13 protein-coding genes are annotated in these 18673 nt (G+C 63.9%); 7 read left to right on the forward strand and 6 right to left on the reverse strand.

What is annotated here, in order from left to right; translation table 11 throughout:
• Positions 1–193: 193 nt before the first annotated feature.
• The 4 genes from GTP44_RS10255 (at position 194) to GTP44_RS10270 (ending at position 7648) form a co-directional block, all read left to right on the forward strand.
• Positions 194–2356, forward strand: coding sequence for a cyanophycin synthetase (locus GTP44_RS10255; RefSeq protein ID WP_161019348.1), 2163 nt, complete (start codon positions 194–196; stop codon positions 2354–2356).
• 16 nt (positions 2357–2372) lie between these two features.
• Positions 2373–4943, forward strand: a complete 2571-nt coding sequence (cphA, locus tag GTP44_RS10260) for a cyanophycin synthetase (protein WP_161019349.1) — start codon at positions 2373–2375, stop codon at positions 4941–4943.
• 99 nt (positions 4944–5042) lie between these two features.
• The gene (locus tag GTP44_RS10265) at positions 5043–6497 is read left to right on the forward strand and encodes a catalase (protein ID WP_161019350.1); all 1455 of its coding nucleotides are present in this window, start codon (positions 5043–5045) and stop codon (positions 6495–6497) included.
• Positions 6498–6547: 50 nt separating this feature from the next.
• Positions 6548–7648, forward strand: coding sequence for a patatin-like phospholipase family protein (locus tag GTP44_RS10270; protein ID WP_371867196.1), 1101 nt, complete (start codon positions 6548–6550; stop codon positions 7646–7648).
• Here GTP44_RS10270 and GTP44_RS10275 read toward each other — a convergent pair.
• Positions 7623–8519 (reverse strand): LysR substrate-binding domain-containing protein, encoded by an 897-nt coding sequence (locus tag GTP44_RS10275; protein WP_161019351.1) that lies wholly within the window; start codon positions 8517–8519, stop codon positions 7623–7625. The genes GTP44_RS10270 and GTP44_RS10275 overlap by 26 nt on opposite strands.
• Before the next feature lie 91 nt (positions 8520–8610).
• On the opposite strand from GTP44_RS10275, the gene scpC reads away from it, so the two are divergent.
• Genes scpC through GTP44_RS10290 form a run of 3 tightly spaced genes read left to right on the forward strand, consistent with a single transcriptional unit; the run spans position 8611 to position 11732 of the window.
• Entirely contained in the window at positions 8611–10104 is a 1494-nt protein-coding gene (gene scpC / locus GTP44_RS10280; protein ID WP_161019352.1) for a succinyl-CoA:acetate CoA-transferase ScpC, read from the forward strand.
• 33 nt (positions 10105–10137) lie between these two features.
• On the forward strand, positions 10138–11265 hold the full coding sequence (locus GTP44_RS10285) for a M14 family metallopeptidase (protein WP_161019353.1): 1128 nt from the start codon (positions 10138–10140) through the stop codon (positions 11263–11265).
• A 2-nt stretch (positions 11266–11267) separates the two neighbouring features.
• Positions 11268–11732 carry a CYTH domain-containing protein gene (locus GTP44_RS10290; RefSeq protein WP_160991638.1) on the forward strand — a complete coding sequence of 155 codons (465 nt, stop codon included), beginning with the start codon at positions 11268–11270 and terminating at the stop codon, positions 11730–11732.
• A 77-nt stretch (positions 11733–11809) separates the two neighbouring features.
• Here the strand turns inward: GTP44_RS10290 and GTP44_RS10295 are convergent, their stop codons facing one another.
• The 5 genes from GTP44_RS10295 to GTP44_RS10315 form a co-directional block, all read right to left on the reverse strand.
• Complete coding sequence (locus GTP44_RS10295) at positions 11810–13072, reverse strand: DUF2863 family protein (RefSeq protein WP_161019354.1); 1263 nt, start codon at positions 13070–13072, stop codon at positions 11810–11812.
• A 144-nt stretch (positions 13073–13216) separates the two neighbouring features.
• Positions 13217–15925: an aconitate hydratase AcnA gene (gene acnA / locus GTP44_RS10300; RefSeq protein WP_160991640.1), complete on the reverse strand. Its 2709-nt coding sequence runs from the start codon at positions 15923–15925 to the stop codon at positions 13217–13219.
• Between the two features lie 63 nt (positions 15926–15988).
• Positions 15989–16495 carry a lysozyme inhibitor gene (locus GTP44_RS10305; RefSeq protein WP_161019355.1) on the reverse strand — a complete coding sequence of 169 codons (507 nt, stop codon included), beginning with the start codon at positions 16493–16495 and terminating at the stop codon, positions 15989–15991.
• Entirely contained in the window at positions 16496–17500 is a 1005-nt protein-coding gene (locus tag GTP44_RS10310; protein ID WP_161019356.1) for an HpcH/HpaI aldolase/citrate lyase family protein, read from the reverse strand. It lies immediately after the preceding gene.
• A 102-nt stretch (positions 17501–17602) separates the two neighbouring features.
• The gene (locus GTP44_RS10315; RefSeq protein WP_160991643.1) at positions 17603–18592 is read right to left on the reverse strand and encodes a malate dehydrogenase; all 990 of its coding nucleotides are present in this window, start codon (positions 18590–18592) and stop codon (positions 17603–17605) included.
• Positions 18593–18673 lie beyond the last annotated feature (81 nt).

The following is an 18673-nucleotide window of genomic DNA, read 5'->3' on the forward strand; positions in this document are numbered from 1 at the left end:
CCGGAGGGGAAAAGGGCTGTTGTTGCGGCTTATTTACGGTATTCTGTCATGAATCAAACATGTGTCAGAAAACAATAAAACCGGATCTTTTGTGCTGGCGGCAAGTATACCGCACAGCAGCATGGCACGGATACAGGGTTTACAATACGGCGCGGGTTTGCCAGGCCGATAACAAAGTTATAAGAATCAATCCATGACTAAGAAGAAAGACATTGACGTTCTCCGAGTAAGTTACTTGCGCGGACCTAATATCTGGACCTATCGCCCGGTGGTCGAGGCGTGGCTGGACATCGGCGAGTTGGAGAACTTCCCATCGAATCGGTTGCCCGGTTTGTACGAACGCCTGACGACCCTGTTGCCGGGCCTGATCGTGCACCGCTGCGGCGTGGGCGAGCACGGCGGCTTCCTGGAGCGCCTGCGCGACGGCACGTATGCCGGCCACATCCTGGAACATGTGGTGCTGGAGCTGCAAAACCTGGCAGGCATGAAAACCGGCTTTGGCAAAACCCGCGAAATCCAGCCCGACAGCGGCCTGTATAAAATGGCCTTCCGCACCCGCCAGGAAGAAGTCGGCCGCGCCGCGCTGGCCGCCGGCCGCGATCTGCTGATGGCGGTGATCGAAGACCAACCGTATGATCTGGACGCCACCGTTGCCATGCTGACCGACATGGTCGAAAGCCTGTGCCTGGGCCCGAGCACCGGCAACATCGTCGACGCCGCCGGTGTGCGCAAGATTCCCTTTATCCGTCTGACCGACGGCAACCTGGTGCAGCTGGGCCACGGCGCCGCGCAGCGCCGTATCTGGACCGCCGAAACCGAACACACCTCGGCCATCGCCGAAGGCATCGCCTCGGACAAGGACCTGACCAAGACGCTGGTGTCGTCGTGCGGCGTGCCGGTGCCGGAAGGTGAACTGGTCACCAGCGCCGCGCAGGCCTGGGAAGCGGCGCAGGACATCGGCCTGCCGGTGGTGCTCAAGCCCTATGACGGCAACCATGGCCGCGGCGTCTCGCTGAACCTGACCAACGAAGCCGATGTCGCCGCCGCCTACGCGCTGGCCGCGGAGGAGGGCGACAGCAGCAGCGTGATCGTCGAACGCTTCATCGTCGGCGACGAGCACCGCTTGCTGGTGGTGGGCCGCCGCGTGGTGGCCGCCGCCGCCGGCGAATCGCTGTGGGTCACCGGCGACGGCAAATCGACCGTGCTGGAACTGTGCAACACGCAAATCAATACCGACCCGCGCCGTGGCGAGACGGAGGAATTCCCTCTGGGCCTGGTCAAACCGCACGAATCGGGCGAGATCGTGCTGGAACTGAAGCGCCAGGGCATGACCCACGCCTCGGTGCCGGCCGACGGCCAGAAAGTGCTGATTCAATTGAACGGCAATGTCGCCATCGACGTCACCGACAAGGTGCACCCGCAAGTGGCCGCGATGGCCGCGCTGGCGGCACGCGTGGTCGGCCTGGACATCGCCGGCATCGACCTGGTGACTTCGGATATCACCCGTCCGCTGACGGAAACCGGTGGCGCCATCATCGAAGTCAACGCCAGTCCCGGCCTGCTGGCCCACCTGAAGCCGGCCGAGGGCGAGCCGCGCAACGTCGGCGAGGCGATCGTCGAGCACCTGTTTGGCGAGGCCACCGGCCGCATGCCGATCGTCGGCATCACCGGCACCCACGGCACCACGCTGATCGCGCGCCTGGTCGCCTGGCTGCTGCAGATCAGCGGCAAGAAAACCGGCCTCACTTGCGCCGACGGCCTGTTCGTCAACGGCCGCCTGCTGCCGCGTGACGGCTTCTCCGACTGGGAGACCGGCGAGCGTCTGCTGCTGAACAAAAGTGTCGAAGCCGGCGTGTTCGAGAACAGCGCGCGCATGATCCTGGCTGAGGGCCTGGCTTACGACAAATGCGCCGTCGGCGTGGTGACCGATGTCGGCGGCCTGGAAGCGGTGAGCGAATTCCACATCGATAGCGAAGAACGCCTGTACAACGTGCTGCGCACCCAGATCGACGTGGTGCTGCCAAGCGGCGCGGCGGTGCTGAACGCCGCCGATCCGAAAGTGGTGGACATGGCCGACCTGTGCGACGGCGAAGTGATTTTCTACGGCGTGGACGAGCATCTGGCCGCCATCGCCGCCCACCGTCAGGACGATCAGCGCGTGGTGTTCCAGCGCTCCCATTGCATCGTGATGGCGCAAGGTCAGACCGAGGTGGGCACCTTGCCGCTGTCGCCGCTGGTGCCGCCGGAAGCCGTGCTGGCCGCGATCGCCGCCGGTTGGGCGCTGGGCCTGACGCCGGAACTGATCGGCGCCGGCTTGCGCACCTGGGAAGCGTCGCCGAAAAAAACACATCACTGAAAGAACAAAAATAGTTATGGAAGTTATCCGCACCCGCGCCCTTCGCGGCCCGAATCTTTGGAGCCACCACACGGCGGTGGAAGTCGTCGTCTCGTGCTCGCCGCAAGAGCAATCGATCGCCAGGCTGGCGAACTTTGAGCAGCGGCTGCACGCGCGTTTCCCGGCCGTTGGCGCTTTGCATGCCGTCGGCAAGGACGATGTCGTGCCGCTGGCCCACGTGCTGGAAGTCGTGATCCTGAGCCTGCAGGCGCAAGCCGGTTGCCCGGTCACCTTCAGCCGCACGCACGCCACGCTGGAAGAGGGCATCTATCAAATCGTGGTTGAATACACCGAGGAAGCGGTCGGCCGCCGCGCCGTGGAACTGGCCGAGGCGCTGATCGTCTCCGCGCTGGCCGATACCGCCTTCGACCTGGAAGCCGCGCTGACCGAGTTGCGCGATCTGGATGAAGACGTGCGCCTGGGCCCGAGCACCGGCGCCATCGTCAACGCCGCCGTGGTGCGCGATATTCCATTCCGTCGCCTGACCGAAGGCTCGATGGTGATGTTTGGCTGGGGCTCGAAACAGCGCCGCATCCAGGCCGCTGAAATGGATACCACCGGCGCCATCGGCGAGACCATCGCGCAGGATAAGGAACTGACCAAGAAGCTGCTGCACGCGGCCGGCGTACCGGTGCCTATCGGCCGCTCGGTTCAAGACGAGGAAGACGCCTGGAAAGCCGCGCAGGAGATCGGCTTGCCGGTGGTGGTCAAACCGAAGGACGGCAATCAGGGCAAGGGTGTCACGGTCAACATCATGACCGAGGCACACCTGAAGAGCGCCTTCCGCACCGCCAAGGAATTCCGTGACGACGTTATGGTCGAACGCTACCTGCCGGGTCACGACTATCGCCTGCTGGTCATCGGCAACAAGCTGGTGGCGGCGGCGCGCCGCGATCCGCCGCTGGTGGTGGGCGACGGCGTGCACACGGTGCGCGAGCTGGTGGAGATCGTCAACGCCGATCCGCGCCGCGGTTCGGGTCATTCGACCTCGCTGACCAAGATCCGCTTCGACGATATCGCGCTGGCGCGCCTGGCGCTGCAAGACCTGAACGCGGACTCGGTGCCGGCCAAGGGCCAGCGCGTCATCCTGCGCAACAACGCTAACCTGTCGACCGGCGGCACCGCCACCGACGTCACCGACGACGTGCACCCCGAGGTGGCGGCGCGCGCGGTCGAAGCGGCGCAAATGATCGGCCTCGATCTGTGCGGCGTGGACGTGGTGTGCGACAACGTGCTGGAGCCGATCGAGAATCAACGCGGCGGCGTGGTGGAAGTGAACGCCGCGCCGGGCCTGCGCATGCACATCGCGCCATCGTTCGGTAAAGGCCGCGCTGTGGGCGAGGCCATCGTCAACACCATGTTCGCGCCGGGCGAGAATGGCCGGATTCCCGTGGTGGCGGTGACCGGCACCAACGGCAAGACCACCACCGTGCGTCTGATCGCGCACCTGCTGACCGCCAGCGGCCTGCGTACCGGCATGACCAATACCGACGGCGTCTATATCGAAGGCCGCCAGACCGACAGCGGCGATTGCAGCGGTCCACGCAGCGCGCGCAACGTGCTGCTGCATCCGGACGTGGACGCGGCGGTGTTCGAGACCGCGCGTGGCGGCATCCTGCGCGAAGGCCTGGCCTTCGACCGCTGCCAGGTGGCGGTGGTCACCAACATCGGCATGGGCGACCATCTGGGCCTGAACTACATCACCACCGTGGAAGACCTGGCGGTGCTGAAGCGCGTCATCGTGCAGAACGTGTCGGCCAGCGGTTACGCGGTGCTGAACGCGGTCGATCCTATCGTCGCCGGCATGGCGGCCAACTGCCGCGGCAAGGTGATCTTCTTCGGCGCTGACCGCACGCATCCGGTCATCGCCACGCATCTGGCGCAGGGCAGCCGCACCGTGTACGTGGAAGATGGCGACATCGTCGCGGCGGAAGGCCGCACGCAACATCGCGTCCCGCTGTCGCAGGTGCCGATCACGCGCAACGGCGCGATCGGCTTCCAGGTGGAGAACGTCATGGCGTCGGTGGCCGCGGCGTGGGGCGTGGGCATCAGCTGGGATGCGATCCGTCTGGGCCTGAAAACCTTCGCCAACGATTCGGACAACGCGCCGGGCCGTTTCAATGTGTTCGACTACAAGGGCGCGACGCTGATCGCCGACTACGGTCACAATCCGGACGCCATTCTGGCGCTGGTGAAAGCGGTGGAGACCATGCCGGCCAAGCGCCGCGTGGTGGTGATCTCGGGCGCCGGCGACCGCCGCGACCAGGACATCACGCAGCAGACCGAGATTCTCGGCCGCGCCTTCGACGACGTGCTGCTGTACGAGGACGCCTGCCAGCGTGGCCGCGTCGATGGCGAAGTGGTGGCGCTGTTGCGTTCCGGCCTGAACGGCGCGCCGCGCACCACGCACATCGAAGAGATCTATGGTGAGTTCAAAGCCATCGACACCGCGATGGCGCGCCTGCGGGACGGCGACCTGTGTCTGATCTTGATCGACCAGGTGGAAGACGCGCTGGCCCACATCGCCAAGCGCATCCAAGAAGCTTGATTAAATATATCTATAGGCTTAATAGATATATATAGTTTTTATTTATGACTCTCGTTGTTTAGAATAGCCAAACGCTATCAAACAACGAGGAGTCATAGTATGAAAATCACCACCGCCTCCGGCATTCCCGTCGCCGACAATCAGAATTCCCTCACCGCCGGCCCACGTGGCCCCGTCCTGCTGCAAGACTTCCACCTGATCGAGAAGCTTCAGCATTTCAACCGCGAGCGCATTCCCGAGCGTGTGGTGCATGCCAAAGGCTCTGGCGCCTATGGCACTTTCACCGTCACCCACGACATCTCCCAATACACCAAGGCCAAGCTGTTCGCCGAAGTCGGCAAGCAGACCGAAACCTTCCTGCGCTTCTCCACCGTGGGCGGCGAAAAGGGCAGCGCCGACACCGAACGCGATCCACGCGGCTTCGCGGTGCGTTTCTACACCGAGGAAGGCAACTGGGACCTGGTGGGCAACAACACGCCGGTGTTCTTCCTCAAGGACGGCATCAAATTCCCGGACTTCATCCACACGCAAAAGCGCGATCCGCAAACCAATCTGAAATCGCCCACCGCGATGTTCGATTTCTGGAGCCGCACGCCGGAAAGCCTGCATCAGGTGACCACGCTGTTCTCCAGCCGCGGCACGCCGGACGGCTACCGCCACATGCACGGTTTCGGCAGCCACACCTACAGCCTGATTAACGCCGCCGGCGAACGTGTCTACGTCAAGTGGCACTTCCTGACGCAGCAGGGCATCAAGAACCTCAGCGCCGACGAAGCCACGCGCATCGCCGGCACCGATCCGGATTATGCGCAGCGCGATCTGTTCAACGCCATCGCCGGCGGCGACTTCCCGCGCTGGGACGTCAAGGTGCAAGTGGCCACGGAGGCCGAACTGGCGGCATGGGAAGCGCGCACCGGCTGGAATCCGTTCGACCTGACCAAGGTATGGCCGCACGCGGACTTCCCGCTGCTGCAAGTCGGCGTGCTGGAGCTGAACCGCAACCCGGTCAACTACCACGCGGAAGTGGAGCAGGCCGCGCTGTCGCCATCGAACGTGGTGCCGGGCATGGGCTACTCGCCGGACAAGATGCTGCAGGCGCGCCTGTTCGCTTACCACGATGCCCAGCTGTACCGCGTCGGCACCAACCACCAGCACCTGCCGGTGAACGCGCCGCGCTGCCCGTTCCACAACCACCAGCGCGACGGCGCCATGGCCGGCGCCAATGGCGGCGCGGCGCTGAACTATGATCCGGTGCAGGGCGGCGGCAGCAATCCGCACGGCATGGGACACGGCGAGCCAGCGCTGGCGCTGGACGGCGCTGCCGGCCGCTACGATGGTCGCGGCAAGGAGGATGATTACACCCAGGCCGGTGACTTGTTCCGCCTGATGCCGGCCGACGAACAGCAAAACCTGTTCAACAACATCGCCGGTCCGCTGAGCCAGGTGAGCGCCGAGATCATCGCCCGCCAGCTGGCGCACTTCGACCTGGCCGATCCAGCCTACGGCGCCGGCGTGCGCGCCGCATTGGAAGCGCGCGGCGTCAGCGTGGCCTAAGATGGCTTACAATCTCCATGTTGCAGTGCATCGTGGAGGTTAGCTTGAGCATTAATCCTGCTTGTCCGCCGTCGCCAGCCTTGCCGGGCCAGATTGTTCTGGTCCTGCAGGGCGGCGGCGCTTTAGGCGCCTATCAGCTGGGCGTGTACCAGGCGTTGCACGAGGCCGGCGTCGAGCCGGACTGGGTGATCGGCACGTCCATCGGCGCCATCAACGGCGCCATCATCGCCGGCAATCCGCCCGAGCGGCGGCTGGATCAACTGCGCGAATTCTGGCAGCGCATGGAACGCAATTCGTTCGGCTTTACCGCCATGCCGCGCGTGCTGGCGAACGCGATCACGCTGGGGCAAGGCATTCCCGCTTTCTTCGAACCCAACCTGGCGTCGTGGTGGAATCCGGACGCGCACGTGGGCGTCGAGCACGCGTCGTTCTACCTGACCACACCTTTGCGCAACACGCTCGAAGAGCTGGTCGATTTCGATGTCCTGAACGATAAACGCATGCGGCTGACGGTCGGCGCGGTCAACGCCCGCAACGGCGCCATGCGCTATTTCGACAGCCGCAACGAGCCGCTGTGCGTTGAGCATGTGATGGCGTCCGGCGCGCTGCCGCCGGCGTTTCCGGCGATCCGCATTGACGGTGAGCCCTACTGGGATGGCGGCATCTATTCCAACACGCCGATCGAGGCGGTGCTGGACGATGAGCCGCGCCGCAAGTCGGTGATCTTTTCGGTGCAGGTGTGGAATCCGGACGGCAGCGAGCCGGAAAGCGTGCTCGATGTGCTGGATAAGCAGAAGGAAATCCAGTACGCCAGCCGCGCCAGCAACATCGAACAGCAGCGCAAGCTGCACCGGCTGCGCCATGTGATCCGCGAGCTGACCGATTATCTCGACGCCGACACGCTGGCGTTGCCGGAGGTGCGCGAGCTGGCGTCATGGGGCTGCGGCACCGACATGCATGTGGTGTCGCTGCGCGCGCCGCGGCTCGGCAACGAAGACCACACCAAGGACATCGACTTCAGTCCCGCCGGCATCGGCGCGCGCTGGCAGGCCGGCTACGACGACACCCAGCGCTTCCTTAAACTACGCCCATGGGATCAGCCGGTCGACCTGATCGAAGGCATCGCTATCCACGAACTGCCGGAGCACTGAGGACCTCATCGCACACCTCCAGCCATGCGCGGGCGGCGTGGGACAGGTAGCTGGCGCGCCAGACGTGGGCCGGTTGCCACGGCAGTTCGGGATCGACGACTTTCACCGCGTCCAGCGCGCCGATCGCCAGGCGGTGGATGAAGGGTTCGGGCAGCAGGGCCACGCCCATGCCGGCCGAGGCCATCGCCACCAGCCAGTCCCACTGGCCGCTTTGCGCGGCGATCCGCGGTTCGAAGCCGGCGGCGGCGAAGGCGGCGCGCAGCGTGCGCGTCATGGCGAAATCGTCTTGCAGCAACACCAGCGGCGTGTTGGCCAGCGACTTCAGTTTGATCGTGCTGCGGTTCTTCTGGAAGGTGCCTTGCGCGGCCAGCGCCCACACCGGGTAGCTGGCGATCGGCGCCGATCGCAGTCCCAGTCCGGGAGCGGCCGGCAGCACCGTCATGCCGATTTCCAGATCGCCTTGCGCCACCTGGCGTTCGATCGCCTGGCCGGCGTCTTCCCGCAGCGTCAGCGTGATGTTGGGATGGCGCTGACGGAAGGCTTTCAGCACGGGTGTGAACAGCAGGTTGATCATCGGCGGAATGCCGACCGTCAGCTGGCCGCGTTCCACCGTTTGCGTGTCGCGCACTTCCACCGCCAACTGGCGCATGGTCGCCAGCATCTCCACGCCGCGCGCGTGGACCACCTGGCCGGTGTCGGTCAGCGTCAGCTTGCGGCCCTCGCGGATCAGCAGCTGCGCGCCGACTTCTTGTTCCAGCTGTTTCACCATCTTGCTGATGGTCGATTGCGTGACGTGCAGCGATTCCGCCGCCTGCGTGAAGCTGCTCAGGCGGACGGTTTCGACGAAGTAGCGGAGTGAGCGCAGATCCATGAATAAAACGAATGCAAAGTGGGAATTTAAGTCATAAAACTACAGTTTTTCTGATTCTATACTGAAACAAAAGAATGAGGAGAACCCAATCATGTATGAAGATCGCATCCGCCGTCCGGCGCTGATGAACAAGCTGATGAGCGCGGAGCAGGCCACCCTGTTATTCAAGGACGGCATGACAGTTGGCATGAGCGGCTTTACCCGGGCCGGTGATGCCAAGGCGCTGCCCGCGGCGTTGGTCGAGCGTGCGCGCTCGACCCCGCTGCACCTGACACTGCTGACCGGCGCCTCGCTCGGCAACGACAGCGACGGCCTGATGGCCAACGCCGGTGTGGTCGCGCGCCGCATGCCGTTCCAGGCCGACGCCGCGTTGCGCCGCAAGATCAACAGCGGCGAAGTGATGTTCATCGACCAGCATCTGTCGGAGACCGCCGAGCAGCTGCGTTCCGGCGACCTGAAAGCGGTCGATATCGCGGTGATCGAGGCGGTGGCGATTACGGCCGATGGCGGCATCATCCCCACCATGTCGGTCGGGAACACGGCCAACTTCGTGCAGCAGGCGGCCAAGGTGATCGTCGAGATCAATCTGAGCGCGCCGCTGGCGCTGGAAGGCTTTCACGATATCTACGTGCCCGGCGCGCGCCCGCACCGCGAGGCGATTCCGCTGCTGACGCCATTGCAGCGTATCGGCACGGCGGCGATTGCCGTGCCGCCCGAGCGCATCGCCGCCATCGTCATCACCGACAGTCCGGACAGCCCGTCCAACGCGCTGCCCCCGGACGACGAAACCGACGCCATCGCCCGCCACGTCATCACTTTCCTCGAAGGTGAGGTGAGGGCGGGGCGCATGGACGCCTCGCTGCGGCCGCTGCAAGCAGGTATCGGCACCATTGCCAACGCGGTGCTGCATGGCCTGATCGATTCGCCGTTCCATAACATGACCATGTACTCGGAGGTGTTGCAGGACAGCGCCATCGAGCTGCTGGACTCCGGCCAGTTGAAGATGGCGTCGGCGTCGTCGATCACGCTGTCGGCGACCATGCATGAGAAATTCATCCGTAACATCGAGCGGTACCGCGAGCGCATCGTGCTGCGGCCGCAGGAGATCAGCAACCATCCGGAGATCGTGCGCCGGCTCGGCATCATCGCGCTGAACACGGCGCTGGAGTTCGACATCTACGGCAACGTCAATTCGACCCACGTCGGCGGCACGCACATGATGAACGGTATCGGCGGCTCGGGCGACTTTGCCCGCAACGGCCAGCTGTCGATTTTCGTCAGCAAGTCGGTGGCCAAGGATGGCGCGATTTCCAGCGTGGTGCCGTTCGCGGCCCACGTCGACCATACCGAACATGATGTCGATGTGCTGGTGTCCGAATGGGGACTGGCCGACCTGCGCGGCCTGGCCCCGCGCGAGCGCGCGCCGCTGATTATCGAACACTGCGCGCACCCGGACTATCGCCCGCAGCTGCTCGCCTATTTCGAGGCGGCGAAGCTGGGTGGCGGCCAGACGCCGCATGTGCTGGAGCAGGCTTTGTCGTGGCACGCCCGCTATCAACGCGAGGGGAGCATGCTGGTAAAATAACGGTCATCCGCATTCACCTAGTATTGGATCGACATGACCATCAAAATCAGCCAGAACTTCGACTCCGGCGCCATTGAAGTGCTGCGCGCCGACAGTGCCGCCACCATTGAACTGAACCTGCGCAAGGATTCGCACGCGGACATTCATCAATGGTTCCACTTCCGTGTGCAGGGCGCGCGTGGCCAGAAGCTGACGATGCGCTTCCTGAACGCCGGCCAGGCCACCTACGCCAAGGGCTACGAGGACTATCAGGCGGTGGCCAGCTACGACACCGAAAACTGGTTCCGGGTGCCGACCCGGTTCGATGGCGCGGTCATGACGATCGACCATACGCCGGATACCGACAGCATCTACTACGCTTACTTCGAGCCGTATTCGTTCGAGCGCCATTTGCGCTTGCTGGGCGAGGTGGGCGAGCATCCGCTGGCGCGCGTGCAGGATCTGGGTTCGACGGTCGATGGCCGCGACATGAATCTGGTGGTGATCGGCAAGCCGGAAGCGGAAAAGAAAATCTGGTTCATCGCGCGCCAGCACCCTGGCGAGTCGATGGCCGAGTGGTTCATCGAAGGCCTGATCGATTCGCTGCTGGACGATGCGAATCCGATCGCCCGCAAGCTGCTGCAGCGCTGCGTGTTCTACATCGTGCCCAACATGAATCCGGACGGCTCGGTACGCGGCAACCTGCGCACCAATGCCGCCGGCGCAAATTTGAACCGCGAGTGGATGACGCCTACCGTCGAGCGCAGCCCGGAAGTGCTGTATGTGAAGCAGAAGATGCACGAAACCGGCATCGACATGTTCTTCGATATCCACGGTGACGAGGCGCTGCCTTACAACTTCGTGGCCGGTAACGAGATGCTGGAGAACTTCAGCGATGAGCGCCGCGCCAAGCAGCAGGCTTTCATTGATCGTTACAAGAACGCCTCGCCGGACTTCCAGGACAAGGTGGGCTATGCGGCCAGCAAGTACAAGGAAGACATGCTGACGCTGGCGTCGAAGTATGTCGGCCACCACTTCGGCTGCCTGGCGCTGACGCTGGAAATGCCGTTCAAGGACAACGCCGATCTGCCTGATCCGCACGTCGGCTGGAACGGCGCGCGCAGCGCGGCGCTGGGCGCGGCGATTCTGCAGCCGATTCTGCTGTCGCTGGACGACTACTGATCGTGGGCGTCGAGATCGAGCGCAAGTTCCTGCTGTCGGGCGACGGCTGGATGACGCTGGGCGAGCCGGTGTTCTTCAAGCAGGGCTACCTGTCGTCGCACAAGGAGCGTGTGGTGCGGGTGCGCATTGAGGGCGAGCGGGCGGTGATGACGATCAAGGGCGCCAACCAGGGCGCCGTGCGCGGCGAATGGGAGTATGAGATTCCCGTCGCCGACGCGGCCGAGCTGCTGGAAGGTTTGTGCGAGCAGCCGTTGATCGAGAAGTATCGCCGCCGTATCGAGTTCGCCGGCAATGTGTGGGAAGTCGATGAGTTCCTTGGCGCGAATGCCGGGCTGGTCGTGGCGGAAATCGAATTGCAATCGGAAGCGCAGCAGTTCGACAAGCCGGACTGGATCGGCGAGGAAGTCACCGCCGATCTGCGCTATCTGAACTCCAACCTGATCAAGAAGCCGTTCTCCACCTGGTAGCGGATGCCACCTCACGCCGCGACATGCGCGCGTCGCCGCTGCCATGAAAAAGCCGCGTGAGGGGCTTGCTTGTTGGCTTAGTGGAAGTGCTCGCTGCCGGCGGGGGCGTCTTCGGGCATTTCGGCGTGGGCCAGTTCGCCTTGCGGGTCGGCGAACAGCGGGGCGCCGCAGTCGTCGCAGAACTCGACCACATAACGGTCGTTATGCTTCTTGATCTGCGTGATGCCGGCCGCGTTCAGGTGGGCGATGATGTCGTCCACCGGCGTCAGCGGCTTTTGCGGCGCCGTCAGCGCGCCCGGACCTTCCGGCGGCGTGCCATCCTCATCCTCCTGGCCGTACAGCGGCCACACCACGCCATAGATCACCTCCGTCGACGAGCGCTGCGTGAAGGCCACGCGGTATTCATCGACCTGGCCGTCGGCGCTTTCCTCGCCGAAGCCGGCGATCACCGCGCGCAGGTCGGACGCCTCCACGCCCAGCGTGTGCGTCAGATAGTGCACGGCGGCGCGGATCGATACCGGACGAATCAGCTTGTCCGCCTCGCGGCAGGCCATGTAGTAGGCCTCCGGCAGCAGCAGCTCAACGCCGCAACCCGGCAGCAAGCGGTTCACGGTCGGCGTGGCCTGCGCGCGCCAGGCTTCCAGCGCAGCGGCGCGCTCGGCGGCGAAGTTGGCCTGGAACGCCGGCATCTGCCAGCGGAACAGCGGCGCGCCGGCCGGCGCCACCACGGCCACCAGCAGATAGCGCGTGTCGGCCAGGAAGGGCGCGGTTTCCGGCACCTTGGTGTCGGCCTTCAGCACCGTGCCTTTGAGCGCGGCCTGCGCCAGCTTTTGTACCTTGCCGTAGGTTTCGACGTGGCTGCGCGGCAGCTGGTCGATCGAGAACAGCGTCGGCGACATGGCCAGCTGCGTGCCATCGGCCAGCAGGTGCGCGGCGAAGTGCGCCGTCAGCGTCTGCAGGATGTCGGCCGGGATGGCGCCGGAAGCGATGGCGAAACGGGTCCATGCCAGAATCGGCGCGGCCACCAGCAGCACGTCGAATTGCCTGGAGACGCCGTCGGCGGTCTCAATGCCGAGGTGGCTCGATTCGCTGACCGCTTCGACGCTATCCATCAGCACGTCGTAGGCGTTCAGGTCTTCCTTGAACAGCGCGTTGAGGGTGGTGTCGATGGTGTCCTGGTGACCGGTCTTCAGCAGTTTCTGGAGCTGTGCATCGAGAGAGTGCTCCCAGGCCCGCTCTTCGATGCGGCTGGCCGCCTGCCCGACAGCCTGGGCATAGGTGGCGAGACGCTGACTTTCGGCAGACAATTTTTGGGATGAAGCTTTAGATGAACGACGCATAGCGCAATAAGAGTCTCATTAAAAGTGAATAAACGGATCAGTCATGCGGATGATAACCCCTATGAGCCGTATTGTAGATCATTCGGCAAACGTGCATAAAAAAAGCCGGGCGAACCCGGCTTTGTTCAGTGCGGCGCTTAAAAATTAAGCGGCCAGCAGCTGACGCAGAACGAACGGCAGAATGCCGCCGTGCTTGTAGTAGTCGACTTCGATCGGGGTGTCGATACGCAGCAGCACCTTGACGTCCTGGCTGGTACCGTCTTCACGGTGGATCACCAGCGTCGCCAGCTGTTGCGGCTTGATGTCGCCGTCCAGGCCCTTCAGGTCGTAGGTTTCCTTGCCGGTGATGCCCAGCGACTCGACCGAATCGTTGCCGATGAACTGCAGCGGCAGCACGCCCATGCCGACCAGGTTGGAGCGGTGGATGCGCTCGAACGAACGCACGATCACCGCCTTCACGCCCAGCAGCTGGGTGCCCTTGGCCGCCCAGTCGCGCGACGAGCCGGTGCCGTACTCTTCGCCGCCGAACACCATGGTCGGGGTGCCCGCCGCCACGTACTTCATGGCCGCGTCGTAGATCGACAGCTGTTCGCCCGATGGCTGATGAATCGTGATGCCGCCCTCGACCGCCGAACCGTCGGCTTTCGGCGGGATCATCTTGTTCTTGATGCGCACGTTGGCGAAGGTACCGCGCATCATGATCTCGTGGTTGCCGCGGCGCGAGCCGTAGGAGTTGAAGTCAGCCTTCTGCACGCCGTTTTCCTTCAGCCATTTACCGGCCGGGCCGTCTTCCTTGATCGAGCCGGCGGGGGAGATGTGGTCGGTGGTGATCGAGTCGCCGAACACGCCCAGCGCGCGCGCGCCGGTGATGTTGGGATCGGTCTGCTTCGGCGTCATCTCGAAGCCGTCGAAGAACGGCGGCTCGGCGATGTAGGTCGAGGCCGGCCAGTTGTAGACCTGGCCCTCGGTGGTCGACACGTGCTCCCACAGCTTGCCCGGATTACCCTTGACGTCGGCGTAGTTGGTCTTGAACACTTTCGCATTCATCGCGAACTTCATCAGCTTGGCGATTTCATGCGAGGTCGGCCAGATATCGCCCAGGTACACGTCCTTGCCGTTCTTGCCCTTGCCGACCGGTTGGGTCATCAGGTCGACGGTCATGTTGCCGGCGATGGCGTAAGCCACCACCAGCGGTGGCGAGGCCAGGAAGTTGGAGCGGATGTTCGGGTGGATGCGCGCCTCGAAGTTGCGGTTGCCCGACAGCACAGCCGAGGCGACCAGATCGTTCGCGGTGATGGCGGCGTTCAGTTCCGCCGTCAGGTCGCCGGCGTTGCCGATGCAGGTGGTGCAGCCGTAGGCGGTCAGGCCGAAGCCCAGCTTTTCCAGGTAGGGCAGCAGGCCGGCGGCGGTCAGGTACTCGGTCACCACGCGCGAGCCGGGCGCCAGCGAGGTCTTGATGTGCGGCGCCACGGTCAGGCCGGCTTCCACGGCCTTCTTGGCCAGCAGGCCGGCGGCCAGCATCACGCTCGGGTTGGAGGTGTTGGTGCACGAGGTGATCGCGGCGATCAGCACGTCGCCGTTTTTGACGTGGACGCCGTTGCTGGTGGTGTAGGTGGCGTTGAGGTCGTCCGGTTTCTTGTTGAAGCCGTTTTCCGAGGTCGGTTTCGAGAACAGCTCGGTGAAGTTGTTTTTCACGTTGCCGATTTCGATACGGTCCTGCGGACGCTTCGGACCGGCCAGCGACGGCGTCACGTCGGTCAGGTTCAGTTCCAGCACGCGGGTGTAGTCGATGTCGCCGGCCTTCGGCACGCCGTACATGCCCTGCGCCTTGAAGTAGGCGGCGAAGGCGTCGATTTCCGCCTTGGTGCGGCCGGTGCCCTCGAAGTATTCGATGGTGGCGTCGTCGACCGGGAAGAAGCCCATGGTGGCGCCGTATTCCGGCGCCATGTTGGCGATGGTGGCGCGGTCGGTGACCGACAGCGTCTCGGTGCCTTCGCCGAAGAACTCAACGAACTTGCCGACCACCTTGGCCTTGCGCAGCATCTCGGTGATGGTCAGCACCAGGTCGGTCGCGGTGCAGCCTTCGCGCAGCACGCCGGTCAGGTTGACGCCGATCACGTCCGGGGTCAGGAAGTAGACCGGCTGGCCCAGCATGCCGGCTTCGGCCTCGATGCCGCCCACGCCCCAGCCGACCACGCCGATGCCGTTGATCATGGTGGTGTGCGAGTCGGTGCCGACCAGCGAGTCCGGGTAGTAGACGCCGTGGCTGTCCTTGTGCACGCCGCGCGCCAGGTATTCCAGGTTGACCTGGTGGACGATGCCGAAGCCCGGCGGCACCACGCCGAAGGTGTCGAAGGCTTGCATGCCCCATTTCATGAACTGGTAGCGCTCGTTGTTGCGCTGGAATTCCAGTTTCATGTTCAGGTCCAGCGCCTTCGGCTCGCGGAAGTGGTCGATGGTGACCGAGTGGTCGACCACCAGGTCGACCGGTACCAGCGGTTCGATTTTCTTGGCGTTGACGCCCATCTTGTAGGCGACGTTGCGCATCGCGGCCAGGTCGGCCAGCAGTGGCACGCCGGTGAAGTCTTGCAGCACCACGCGGGCGACCACGAACGGGATCTCGTCGGTGCGCTCGCCGGTGGCCGACCAGTTGGCGACCTGCTTGACGTGTTCCTCGGTGACTTTCTTGCCGTCGACGTTACGCAGCACCGACTCCAGCACCACGCGGATCGACACCGGCAGACGGGAGATATTGGCGCCCAGGCTCTTTTCCAGGGCCGGCAGCGAATAGAACTTCGCTTTTTTGCCCGAAATGTCGAATTCCTTAAGCGTGTTCAGAGTGTTGTGAGACATGAGCTCTCCTTCGTATTGGGTATCGTCTATTTGTTTAACAGCGTGGGGCGGCGTTTGTGATGCTTACTGAAGCGTGTTGACCGGCGTCTCGGCGGCGGCGGTGGTCGGCTTGAGTTGTTCGGCGTCACGGCACTCGTTGGCCAGCTGGCGGTTCTGCTTGGAGTCCAGCAGCATGCTCTTGGCCGGGATGCCGATCCAGATCAGACCGTACAGCTTGTTCTCGAAGCGGTTGGCGCCGGTGGTGGTGCCGACGCGGGTCAGGCGGTGCAGGCGCTTCTTCCAGCGCAGCGCGATATGGCTGTCGTCGCCGGCGTTCTGGTAGATGGTGATCTTGTTGCCCAGCTCGCAGTCGAACTCGGTGGCGGCGGTGTCGGTGATGACCGGCTCGTCCTCTTCCTCGTTCGGCGCCTTGGGCTCGGCCGGCTTGGCGGCCTTCTTCGCCTTGGTGGTCTTTTTGACGGCTTCCTTCTTGACCGGTTTTTTCACCGCGTCATCGGCGTGCGCGCCGGCGGCGAGGGTCAGCGAGGCCAGCGCGAGGCTGCAGGCCATGAATAATTTGGAGATCGACATTTAGTTTGCTTCCTGTGGCAGGTCGGTGGAGGGACCGTTGAACAGCGGCGCCACCGATTCCGGCAGGCTCAGGCCCGCCATTTTGGCGCGCTGCAAAACAGTCCAATAATATCTATAGCTGGCACGGTCGTGCAAGCGCCCATTTTGGGAGATGGGCCCCCATTGCACGGCCGCGGCCTCGTGCAGAATGGCGGCCGCTTCGCTCACTTCCGACAGGCGCGGCGTGAAGGTCTTGATGATCGGCTTGATCTGGTTCGGGTGGATGCTCCACATGCGCGTGTAGCCGAATTCGGCGGCGGCGCGCTGGGCATCGTTGGCGGCCACCGCCGTGTCCTTGATGTCGGTGGTGACGTTGTGCGACGGCACCTTGCCATGCGCGTGGCAGGCGGCGGCGATTTCCAGCTTGGCGCGCACCACCAGCGGATGCGTGAACTGGCCGGGCGTGCGCATCGCGCTGCCGGGAATGGCGCCGTAGTGCGACGACACGAAGTCCATGATGCCGAACGACAGGCACTGCACCTGGGGCAGGGCGGCGATGGCGTAGACGTCGTGCAGCGCGCCGTGGGTTTCGATCAGCACGTGGATCGGCAAGTCCTTGCGGCCGGCCTTGACGGCGTGCGTGTTGACCAGCTTGATCGCGCGCGCCAGTTCGTCGACGCTGTTGACCTTGGGAATGACCAGATAGGCCAGGCGCTGGGCGGCGGCGCAAATGAGCTCGACATCCCGGGCGAAATACGGGCTGGCGACATCGTGCACGCGGGCGCCGATGCGGTTGAATTGGTTGTCGTCGGCGTTGACCAGCTGCGCCACCAGGCGGGCGTGGGCTTCTTCGTTGCCGGCGCTGGCGCCGTCTTCGCAATCGAGGGTGATGTCGAACAGCGGACCAAGTTCTTGTTGCAGGGCGATCGACTTGCGCATCAGCTTCTCGGAGCCGGCATAGTGATCGCAGGCGGGCAGCAGGTGCGGCTGGCGGTTACCCTGGAATAAAACCTCGGATGGGTGCATGCGTGATGGGGGGGGAGAAGGAATAACCGCCGCGCTGCTCTCGGCGGCGCGGCGGGTACGGCGGAGCGGTGGTTTAACCGGTTCCACGGGAGAGCAAGTGAATTACGGCAGCAGGTGCTTGACGCCTTCGCGCTCTTCGGTCAGTTCTTTCAGCGTCAGGTTGATGCGCTCTTGCGAGAACGCGTCGATTTCCAGGCCTTGAACGATTTTGTATTCGCCGTTTTCGGTGGTCACCGGGAAGCCGAACACGATGCCTTCCGGGATGCCGTAGGAACCATCCGATGGCACGCCCATGGTGGCCCACTTGCCGTTGGTGCCGACGTGCCAGTCATGCACGTGGTCGATGGCGGCGTTGGCGGCCGACGCCGCCGACGACAGGCCACGCGCTTCGATGATGGCGGCGCCGCGCTTGCCCACGGTTGGCAGGAAGGTGTTGGCGTTCCACTCCTGATCGTTGATCAGGTCCTTGACGTTTTTGCCGTTCACGGTGGCGAAGCGGTAGTCGGCGTACATGGTTGGCGAGTGATTGCCCCACACGGTCAGCTTCTCGATGTCTTTCACCTGGGTGCCGGTTTTGGCGGCGACCTGCGACAACGCGCGGTTGTGGTCCAGACGCAGCATGGCGGTGAAGTTCTTGGCCGGCAGCGACGGCGCCGATTTCATGGCGATGTAGGCGTTGGTGTTGGCCGGGTTGCCGACCACCAGCACTTTGACGTTGCGCGAGGCGACGGCGTCCAGTGCCTTGCCTTGGGCGGTGAAGATCTGCGCGTTGGCTTCCAGCAAGTCTTTACGCTCCATGCCTGGGCCGCGTGGACGGGCGCCGACCAGCACGGCGTAGTCCACATCCTTGAACGCGGTCAGCGGATCGGAGTGCGCGGTCATCTCGGCCAGCAGCGGGAAGGCGCAATCGTCGATTTCCATCATGACGCCCTTCAGTGCCTTCTGGGCTTTCTCGTCAGGAATTTCCAGCAGTTGCAGAATAACTGGTTGGTCCTTGCCGAGCATGTCGCCGTTGGCGATGCGGAACAGCAGTGCGTAACCAATTTGACCGGCGGCACCGGTGACAGCAACGCGCAATGGGGTTTTAGCCATGATGAATCTCCAAAGTGTGTAAGTAAAACGTTCTTGAAGCTGGACCGTTGGCTGGTCCGGGAAACCGTAATCATACTGCAA

Origin of the sequence: Duganella lactea, assembly GCF_009857505.1 — a bacterium.
Lineage (GTDB): Bacteria > Pseudomonadota > Gammaproteobacteria > Burkholderiales > Burkholderiaceae_D > Rugamonas > Rugamonas lactea.

Bases quoted from the DNA above. Each gene is read 5' to 3' on its own strand.
- GTP44_RS10255 (WP_161019348.1), top strand. From the start codon at position 194: ATGACTAAGAAGAAAGACATTGACGTTCTCCGAGTAAGTTACTTGCGC.
- cphA (WP_161019349.1), top strand. From the start codon at position 2,373: ATGGAAGTTATCCGCACCCGCGCCCTTCGCGGCCCGAATCTTTGGAGC.
- GTP44_RS10265 (WP_161019350.1), top strand. From the start codon at position 5,043: ATGAAAATCACCACCGCCTCCGGCATTCCCGTCGCCGACAATCAGAAT.
- GTP44_RS10275 (WP_161019351.1), bottom strand. From the start codon at position 8,519: ATGGATCTGCGCTCACTCCGCTACTTCGTCGAAACCGTCCGCCTGAGC.
- scpC (WP_161019352.1), top strand. From the start codon at position 8,611: ATGTATGAAGATCGCATCCGCCGTCCGGCGCTGATGAACAAGCTGATG.
- GTP44_RS10285 (WP_161019353.1), top strand. From the start codon at position 10,138: ATGACCATCAAAATCAGCCAGAACTTCGACTCCGGCGCCATTGAAGTG.
- GTP44_RS10295 (WP_161019354.1), bottom strand. From the start codon at position 13,072: ATGCGTCGTTCATCTAAAGCTTCATCCCAAAAATTGTCTGCCGAAAGT.
- acnA (WP_160991640.1), bottom strand. From the start codon at position 15,925: ATGTCTCACAACACTCTGAACACGCTTAAGGAATTCGACATTTCGGGC.
- GTP44_RS10305 (WP_161019355.1), bottom strand. From the start codon at position 16,495: ATGTCGATCTCCAAATTATTCATGGCCTGCAGCCTCGCGCTGGCCTCG.
- GTP44_RS10310 (WP_161019356.1), bottom strand. From the start codon at position 17,500: ATGCACCCATCCGAGGTTTTATTCCAGGGTAACCGCCAGCCGCACCTG.
- GTP44_RS10315 (WP_160991643.1), bottom strand. From the start codon at position 18,592: ATGGCTAAAACCCCATTGCGCGTTGCTGTCACCGGTGCCGCCGGTCAA.